The organism is Pantoea sp. CTOTU49201, assembly GCF_032054795.1.
Taxonomy (GTDB): domain Bacteria; phylum Pseudomonadota; class Gammaproteobacteria; order Enterobacterales; family Enterobacteriaceae; genus Pantoea; species Pantoea symbiotica.
In genome coordinates this window covers 12,041-17,114 of sequence record NZ_DAMBSA010000052.1, presented here as the reverse complement: position 1 = coordinate 17,114, position 5,074 = coordinate 12,041, and the positions used below count along the sequence as shown (strand labels likewise).

General features: G+C 58.3%; 5 protein-coding genes. All 5 read left to right on the top strand.

Going from position 1 to position 5,074, the window contains the following annotated elements:
* Positions 1–799: ABC transporter substrate-binding protein (locus tag RTY00_RS06035; protein WP_312663810.1), on the top strand; the 799-nt coding region annotated here is incomplete at its 5' end.
* 18 nt (positions 800–817) lie between these two features.
* The gene (locus tag RTY00_RS06030; RefSeq protein WP_008108101.1) at positions 818–1,738 is read left to right on the top strand and encodes an ABC transporter permease; all 921 of its coding nucleotides are present in this window, start codon (positions 818–820) and stop codon (positions 1,736–1,738) included.
* On the top strand, positions 1,738–2,604 hold the full coding sequence (locus tag RTY00_RS06025) for an ABC transporter permease (RefSeq protein WP_312663809.1): 867 nt from the start codon (positions 1,738–1,740) through the stop codon (positions 2,602–2,604). The genes RTY00_RS06030 and RTY00_RS06025 overlap by 1 nt, the downstream gene beginning before the upstream one ends.
* Positions 2,601–3,545, top strand: coding sequence for an ROK family protein (locus RTY00_RS06020; protein ID WP_312663808.1), 945 nt, complete (start codon positions 2,601–2,603; stop codon positions 3,543–3,545). Before RTY00_RS06025 ends, RTY00_RS06020 begins: the two co-directional genes overlap by 4 nt.
* Before the next feature lie 188 nt (positions 3,546–3,733).
* On the top strand, positions 3,734–4,966 hold the full coding sequence (locus RTY00_RS06015) for an MFS transporter (RefSeq protein ID WP_312663806.1): 1,233 nt from the start codon (positions 3,734–3,736) through the stop codon (positions 4,964–4,966).
* Positions 4,967–5,074: the final 108 nt, after the last annotated feature.

Genomic DNA, 5,074 nt, shown 5'->3' with positions numbered 1-5,074 from the left:
GTTTGCTGGCATGTTGAAAAATAACGCCAACGTTAATCTCAAACAGTCGCCGGGTGCTGCAGTGTTCTGGGTCGATCTCAATACGCAAAGCAAAGCGCTAAGCGATGTGCGCGTGCGTCAGGCGCTGAACTTCGCCACCGACCAGCAAGCGCTGGTGAAAGCCATCATGTTCGGTTATGCGCAACCGGCGAACTCCGCGCTGGCACCGGTTGATCCTAACTACGACAAAGCGCTGCATGACTATCCTTACGATCTGCAAAAAGCCAAAGATCTGCTGAAAGCGGCGGGTTACGCCGACGGTTTCCCGATGTCGATTGCGGTGCAAGCTCCGGATGCGCGTACCGCACAAGTGCTGCAGGGCATGTGGAGCAAAATCGGCGTGAAACTCAACGTGCGCCAGATGGAGAGCGGCGTGTGGACCAAAGCGGCGTTTGCCGATGGCAAAGAGAAAGCCGCACAGGGTACCGATGCGGTGCTGGCGTCATGGTCTTCCGGTTTGTATGGCTCAGATCTGCAACTGCGTCCGCTCTATCACACCAGCAGTTTCGCGCCGGGCGGGGCCAATCTGGGCTTCTTCAGCGATAAGCAAACCGATGATCTCATCGATACCGCTGCATCAACGCTCGACGATGCCAAACGCAAAGATCTCTACTTCCAGGCGCAAAAACAGATCAGCGGATTAGCGCCGCAGGTGCTGCTGTTCTATCAGGACGATCTCTATGCCACACGTAAAAATATCAGCGGCGTGGTGATGCAGCCGGGCGGACAAATCGTCGTACGCGACGCGGTGAAGCAATAACCCAATGGTTGATGTGATATGAAAGCGTACGTCGCAAAAAAGGTGCTTTCGCTGCCGTTAATCATTTTCGGCGTGTCGATTATCGTGTTTATCGCCATCCGCGCGCTGCCGGGCGATCCGGCGCGGCTGATGGCGGGACCGGAAGCGCCGCAGGAAGCGGTGGACAGTATGCGCGTGCGGCTGGGGCTCGATCAGCCGCTGCCGCTGCAATACGTCAAATTCGCGGCGGAAGCGCTGCACGGCAATCTTGGCTTGTCGTTGCAGTCGCAGCGTCCGGTGATGACCGAGATCAGCGAGCGCTTGCCGTACACCTTATCGCTGGCGGCGCTGGCGTATTTGTTGGCGATTGCAATTGGTGTTCCGGCGGGCATGACCGGCGCCATCTATCGCCAGCGCATTCCCGATCAAATCGTGATGGTGCTGACCATTGCCGGTGCGTCGATTGCCAACTTCTGGCTGGCGCTGCTGGCGATGAATTACTTCGCGGTTGAGCTGGGCTGGTTACCGCTGCTGGGTGCCGATTCGTGGAAAAACTACATTATGCCCACCGTCACGCTGGCGATCTTGCCGATGGCGATGATTGCGCGCATGACGCGTTCCAGCATGCTGGATGTGCTGAGTCAGGATTACATCCGCACCGCCAAAGCCAAGGGTTTATCCTCCGCCAGCATTAACTGGAAGCACGCGCTGCGTAATGCGCTGATCCCGATTGTCACCATCGTGGCGCTCAACTTCGGCAGCCTGATTGGCGGCGCGGTGGTGACCGAATCGGTGTTCAACTGGCCGGGTATTGGCCGCTTGTTGGTGGATTCAGTGCGCTACCGCGATTATCCGGTGATTCAGGGCGTGACGCTGGTGGCCGTTACCGGCGTGGTGCTGATGAATCTGGTCGGCGAAATCCTGATTGGCCTGCTCAATCCAAAAATAAGGTTCGACTGATGAACAGCATTGAAACTTCCGTGCTGCCGCCGCGTTCGCGCAGCCGACACCTGATCAGCATCCTGATGGCGAATCCGTCGATTGCTATCGGCGGCACTTTAGTGCTGCTGGTGGTGCTGGCCGCCGCGCTGGCTCCGCTGATTACGCATTGGGATCCGGTGGAGCAGGATTTGCTTAATACCTTGCAAGCGCCGTCGGCCGCACACTGGTTTGGCACCGACGATTATGGCCGCGACATTTTCTCGCGCGTGATTTACGGCGCGCGCATCACGCTGTTTGAAGTGAGCCTCAGCGTCGCAATCTCCATGGTGATCGGTATTCCGCTTGGCATCTTTTCTGGTTTAGCCGGACGCAAAATTGATGCGCTGATCATGTGGGTGATGGATATCATCTTCGCCTTTCCCGGCATCGTGCTGGCGATTTTGATTGTTAGCGTGCTCGGCGAAGGGCTGACCAATATGCTGATCGCCATCTCGCTGTTCTCGATTCCGGTCTATGCGCGTTTGAGCCGTAACCTGACGCTGGGCCTGAAGAACATGGAGTACATCGAAGCGGCGCACATGCTCGGCGTGCGCTATCCGCGCATCATTACTCACTACATTCTGCGTAACTCGATTGGCCCGCTGATTGTGCAATCAACGCTGACGGCGGGCGCGGTGGTGCTGTCTGCCGCCAGCCTGTCATTCCTCGGTTTAGGTGTGCAGCCTCCGATGCCGGAGTGGGGCACCATGATGAGCGATGGGCGCAACTTCCTCGGCCTGAATATTTATGTGTCACTCTTTCCCGGATTGGCGATTTTGATTACCGTGCTGGGCTTCAATGTGCTGGGCGACGGTTTGCGTGATGTGATGGATAAACGTTTATGAGTAGACAATCTGCGGTGATTTGCCTCGATCTGGGCGGCTCTTTTATTAAGTTAGGTGTAATGAATGCGCAGGATGAATTAACTCTTCTCGATCAGCAAAAAATCCCGGCGACCAGCTGGGACGAGTTCACCGCGCTGGTGAGCCGTATGATTGCCCAACATCACCTGCACTTTACCGCCAGCAGTCCGGTGGCGATCTCTACCGCGGGCATTGTGGCACCGGATTCCGGCGAGATGTTTGCCAGCAATATTCCCGCGTTTCATCAGCGCAGTTTGGCGAACGAGTTGGGCACGATCCTGCAACGCAAAGTGATTGTGCATAACGATGCCGACTGTTTCACGCTGTCGGAAGCGCTGGCGGGAGCGGGCAAAGGACACAAAGTGGTGTTTGGCGCGATTCTCGGTTCAGGCGTTGGCGGCGGATTGGTGGCGGATGGCCGCATCATCACCGGGCAGAACGGTTTGACCGGCGAATGGGGACATGGGCCGATCACGCTAACCGAAGTGGAGGTCGATGGCGTCACGCGGCGATTGCCGCGCAAGGCGTGTCCGTGCGGCCAAAAAGGCTGTCTCGACAGCTACGGCGGCGCGCGCGGGCTGGAAAATTTGCATCAGACGCTGCATGACCGCACGGCAAGCAGCGTGGAGATCATTGAACGCTGGCAGCAGCAGGATGCGCAGGCGCAGCAAACCATTCAGGCATGGCTGCAAATTGTCGGTCAGCCGCTGGCGTACAGCATCAACATCACCGGCGCGTCACGCGTGGCGGTTGGCGGCGGATTGGCATCGGTAGCTCCGCTGATTGCGGCGTTAGACGTGGTGGTGCAGGGCTACGTGCTGCGCCGCACCGGGTATCAGTTGGTGGTGCCTGGTGAGTTCGCACATCACGGCGGCATGATGGGCGCGGCCCTGTTGGCGCGTGATTTAACCAGGCGCGCATAAATGCGCCAATCCTTGTAGGGGTCGCCATTCATGGCGACCTCTGCCAAAGCGCTGCCGCACCGTAACGCCAACCCTTCACACATTTTTGCGCTATCATACGCCGCTCATACTTCTCTGTCTCGACGATGGCTGTCGCGTTAAGCGCCCACGATCCTGACTGAGTTCTTCACTTGCGGTTCGGAAAACTCATGCCATCAGTACAACCCCAACTTACTCAGCTGCCGGATGAGGCATCGCTGCCGCGTCAGAGCGTGCTAAAAGCCTTGTTCGCGCTCGGCACCGGCGGCTTTGCCATTGGTACCGGCGAATTCGTCATCATGGGCCTGCTGCCCGATGCAGCCAAAGGCCTCAACGTATCAATTCCCTCGGCCGGGCATCTCATCAGTATCTACGCGCTTGGCGTGGTCATCGGTGCGCCGCTGCTGGCGGTGCTGGGCGCACGCGCCTCACGCCGTAATTTCCTGATGACGCTGATGGGCCTGTTTGCCGCCGGTAACCTGCTGAGCGCCATTGCGCCGGGGTACTACTCAATGTTGCTGGCGCGTTTCCTCGCCGGTTTCCCACACGGCACCTTCTTCGGCGTGGCTGCATTGGTTGCAGCCGGTTTGGTGGAACGGCGCAAACGCGCGCAAGCGGTATCGATGGTGCTGTTTGGCCTGACCATCGCTAACTTACTCGGCGTGCCCGCCGTGACGGCGATCGGGCAATGGTTTGGCTGGCGCGATGCCTTTGCCATTGTCGGCGGTCTGGCGCTGGTGACCTTGCTGCTGATCTGGTTGTGGGTGCCAAACGTGGCAGGCGACAAAAATGCCAGCCCGCTGCGCGAATTGTCGGCGCTGACGCACAAACAGGTATTGCTGACGCTGGCGATTGGCGCGGTGGGCAGCGGCGGTCTGTTCTCAGTGTTTAGCTACGTTAAACCAACCATGACCGAACTGGCGCAGATGCCGGTGAGCTGGATCCCGGCGGTGCTGGCGCTGTTTGGTTTAGGCATGATTATCGGCAACATCGCCGGTGGTCGTCTGGCCGATCGCGGCATTGAAAAGACCATCCGCATTTTGCTGATCTGGTCGTTTCTGGTGCTCAGCGCCTTCGTGTTTGCCGCGCATTATGCGCTGGCAGGCGCCATCAACGTCATGCTGGTGGGCACCATGGTGGCGCTGGCAGCGGTGCTGCAAATCCGTTTGATGGATGTCGCGGGTGATGCGCAAACCATGGCGGCGGCGATGAACCATTCTGCGTTTAACCTCGCCAACGCACTTGGCGCTTGGCTGGGCGGCGTGACTATTTCGGCGGGTTTGGGATGGCAATCCACCGGTTGGGTGGGCGCGATTCTCGCGGTGCTGGGTTTGTTGATTCATGCGGTGGCGATGCGCGATGCACGCCGTAAGTCGATTACCTTTGCGCACGAAAGCCATTAAAAGGTTGCGGTCGCCATGAATGGCGACCCTACAAATCGTAGGGTGCGCATTTATGCGCACCTGGTCAAATCACGCCAACTTCTGCTGCAAAAATGCCATAAACACCCG

Coding starts and splice junctions, on each gene's coding strand:
- RTY00_RS06030 (WP_008108101.1), top strand. CDS start 818: ATGAAAGCGTACGTCGCAAAAAAGGTGCTTTCGCTGCCGTTAATCATT.
- RTY00_RS06025 (WP_312663809.1), top strand. CDS start 1,738: ATGAACAGCATTGAAACTTCCGTGCTGCCGCCGCGTTCGCGCAGCCGA.
- RTY00_RS06020 (WP_312663808.1), top strand. CDS start 2,601: ATGAGTAGACAATCTGCGGTGATTTGCCTCGATCTGGGCGGCTCTTTT.
- RTY00_RS06015 (WP_312663806.1), top strand. CDS start 3,734: ATGCCATCAGTACAACCCCAACTTACTCAGCTGCCGGATGAGGCATCG.